Origin of the sequence: Streptomyces sp. SM1 (assembly GCF_002910825.1) — a bacterium.
GTDB classification, from domain to species: Bacteria; Actinomycetota; Actinomycetes; order Streptomycetales; family Streptomycetaceae; genus Streptomyces; species Streptomyces okerensis.
Window position 1 is genome coordinate 1 of the sequence record NZ_NEUB01000692.1, and the last position, 3,378, is coordinate 3,378.

3 protein-coding genes are annotated in these 3,378 nt (G+C 74.8%); all 3 read left to right on the top strand.

All coding sequences use genetic code 11. From position 1 onward, the window contains the following. Positions 1–228 precede the first annotated feature (228 nt). Positions 229–1,497 (top strand): ArgE/DapE family deacylase, encoded by a 1,269-nt coding sequence (locus B9S61_RS19180; protein ID WP_258039740.1) that lies wholly within the window; start codon positions 229–231, stop codon positions 1,495–1,497. 208 nt (positions 1,498–1,705) lie between these two features. Continuing rightward, positions 1,706–2,413: an AAA family ATPase gene (locus tag B9S61_RS19185; protein ID WP_103543373.1), complete on the top strand. Its 708-nt coding sequence runs from the start codon at positions 1,706–1,708 to the stop codon at positions 2,411–2,413. Between the two features lie 168 nt (positions 2,414–2,581). After that, positions 2,582–3,378, top strand: a 797-nt coding sequence (locus B9S61_RS19190) for a sigma-70 family RNA polymerase sigma factor (protein ID WP_258039741.1), incomplete at its 3' end; no start/stop codon positions are given.

Consider the following 3,378-nt stretch of genomic DNA (forward strand, 5'->3'; position numbering starts at 1 on the left):
TCTGCGCCGGGCCGCGCGGACACCCCCCGGCCCGCACCGACACCGCTGCGGAAGGAACGGCCGCCGGTCCGCCGGGCCCCGGGCACCCCGGGACCGCGGCCCACAGGACCGCGGGCCTGCACCGGCAGGGCAGGAAGCCCGCGTTGGAGGCGTAGGGGGTCCCGTAGCTGCGCAGGTATGCATGCGGGGGCGGTCGGCTGTCGTCCCCCGGGCGAGGGGAGGGCAGGCGTGCTGACGGACGAGGAGGCGGCCGCGCTGGCGGCGGTCGACGAGGAGGCTCTGGGGCGGACGCTGCTGGAGCTGATCGGGGTACCGAGCGTGACCGGGAGCGCCGCGGAGTCGGAGCTCCAGCACCAGCTGGCCGGGCGGCTGGAGTGGCTGGGACTGGACGTCGACCTGTGGCCGCTGGATCTGCCCGCGCTGCGCGCCGACCCGGACTTCCCGGGTACGGAGTCGCCGCGCGAGGAGGCATGGGGGCTGGTCGGGACCACTCCCGACGGGGGCGACGGGCCCACCCTGATCCTCCAGGGCCATGTCGACGTCGTACCGCCGGGCGACCTCGGCGCGTGGGACGGGGACCCGTTCGTGCCCCGGGTGGCCGGGGACCTCGTGCACGGGCGCGGGGCGTGTGACATGAAGGCCGGGCTCGCGGCGCACCTCGCCGCGCTGGCCGCGATACGGACGTCCGGGACACGCCTGCGCGGCCGGGTCGCCGCGCACTTCGTCGTCGGTGAGGAGGACGGCGGACTCGGCGCCTTCGGCACCCTGCGGCGCGGGCACCGCGGCGACGCGTGTGTGATCGCCGAGCCGACCGCCGGCACTCTGATCACCGCCAACGCGGGCGCGCTGACGTTCCGCATCGCCGTGCCCGGCAGGGCGGCGCACGGCAGCGCCCGGGAGCGGGGAGTCAGCGCCGTGGACGCGTACCTGCCGCTGCACCGGGCGCTGGCCGCGCTGGAGACCGAACGGAACCGGGACCCGGACCCGCTGCTCGCCGAGTACCCGATCCCGTACGGGCTGTCCGTGGGGATGCTGCGGGCCGGGGACTGGGCGAGCAGCGTGCCCGATCTGCTGGTCGCGGAGGGCCGGTTCGGCGTGCGGCTCGGCGAGGAACCGGAACGGGCGCGCGCCGCGCTGGAGCGGTGCGTGGCCGAGGCGTGTGCCGCCGATCCCTGGCTGCGCGACCATCCGGCGACGGTGAGCTGGCCGGGCGGACAGTTCGCGAGCGGCCGGCTGCCCGAGGGGCACGCCTTCGCGGACGTGGTCCAGGCGGCGTCCGCGGACGCGGCGGGCGGCGGCCCGCAACCGAGGGTGCGCGGGGCCACGTACGGCAGCGACCTGCGGCACTACACCGGTGCCGGCATTCCCACGCTGCAGTACGGCCCCGGAGACATCGCGGTCGCCCACAGCGCGCGCGAGCACGTCTCCCTGCGGGAGACCGTGCGGGCGGCGCGGACGATGGTGCTGACGGTACTGCGGACCGTCGGCACGAAGTGAGGGGTGAGCGGATCACAGTACGGCGTGGAGCGAGGGGTGAGCGGATCGCCTCCCACGTGCCGGGGCGAGGGGTGAGCGGATCGCCTCCCACGTGCCGGGGCGAGGGGTGAGCGGATCGCCCCCACGGCCGGGAGTGAGGGGCGGATCACCGCCGGAGTTCCGCGCGGGGAACTGACCCCGGCACCCCCCTCGTGGGAGACTCGGGCCCGTGATCATCGAACGTGCGTACGCACACGCGGGCTCGTACGACCCGGGGGAGTGGCCCTGGTCGGTCCCCTGCGTACGCGAACTCCTGGACGCCGGACTCCGCTTCACCGCGCCGGTGACCTTCGTCGTCGGTGAGAACGGATCGGGCAAGTCCACCCTGGTCGAGGCCCTCGCCGAGGGCTTCGGCCTGGACCCCTGGGGCGGCTCCCACGAGTGGCGTTACGCGAGCCACCGCGCCAAGTCCGTCCTCGGCGAGCATGTCCGCTTCGACGCGGCGCCCGGAGGCCGCCGGATGCTCACCTCCTGGTCCGCCCGGCAGGGCTTCTTCCTGCGCGCCGAGACGGCCCTCGACGCCCTCGGCCGGGAGGGCCTCGACCCTGACGGGCGCAGTCACGGCGAGGGCTTCCTCGCGGCGTTCCGCGGTAAGTTCCTCCGCCCGGGCCTGTACGTCCTGGACGAGCCGGAAGCGGCCCTGTCCTTCTCCTCCTGCCTCGAACTGCTCGGCCACATCGACCAGTTGACGGCCTCCGGGGCGCAGGTCATCTGCGCCACCCACTCCCCGCTGCTGACCGCGCTGCCCGGCGCGGACATCGTCGAGGTCGGCGACCACGGCATGCGCCGCACCCCCTGGCAGGACCTCGCCCTGGTCGACCACTGGCGCCGCTACCTCGCCGACCCCGGGACGTATCTGCGGCACGTACTGGAATGACGCCCGCACGGGCGGGTTCCCCGCTTTCTGTTATCCGGCCCGGAGCGGTGGCTCTCCTCTCGTGACAGGCCAGGGCAGTACGACCAGGACCGAGAAGGAGCGTGGACGAGCGTGGCAGCGAACAGCGGACCCGGCAGGGAGACGGTCGAGGCGGCACAGCGCGGCGACATGCGCGCACAGGACGAACTCGTCTCCGCGCACCTCCCGTTGGTCTACAACATCGTGGGCCGGGCGCTGAACGGGCACCCGGACGTCGACGACGTGGTGCAGGAGACCATGCTCCGCGCCCTCGCCGCGCTGACCTCGCTGAAGGATCCGGGCGGATTCCGCTCCTGGCTGGTCGCCATCACCATGAACCAGCTCCGCCACCACTGGCGCGATCACCGTACGGCTCCGGCCAGTTCGGCGCTGCACGACGCATACGACGTCGCCGACCCGGGCGCCGACTTCGTGGACCTGACGATCGTCCGGCTCGGCCTGGAGGGCCAGCGGCGTGAGGCCGCCGAGGCCACCCGCTGGCTGGACCCCGACGACCAGGCGCTGCTGTCGCTGTGGTGGCTGGAGGCGGCGGGCGAGCTGACGCGGGCGGAGGTGGCGGCCGCGCTGGAGCTGTCACCGCAGCACACGGCGGTGCGGGTGCAGCGGATGAAGGCGCAGCTGGAGACGGCCCGGCTGGTGGTGCGGGCACTGGCCGCCCACCCGCGCTGCGTCCTCCTCGACGACGTGGTCGCGCCCTGGGACGCGGTCCCCTCCGCGCTGTGGCGCAAGCGCATCGCCCGCCACGTCCGCGACTGCACGGTCTGCGCGGGCTTCGAGTCGGGACTGGTCCCGGCGGAGGGCCTGCTGGTCGGCCTGGGCCTGGTCCCGGTGGGCGCGAGCCTGCTCGCCGCGTCCGCCCTGTTCACCGTCTTCGGTGCCGGAACGGCGGACGCGGCGCCGGTCGCCTTCACCGGGGAGCCGGCGGG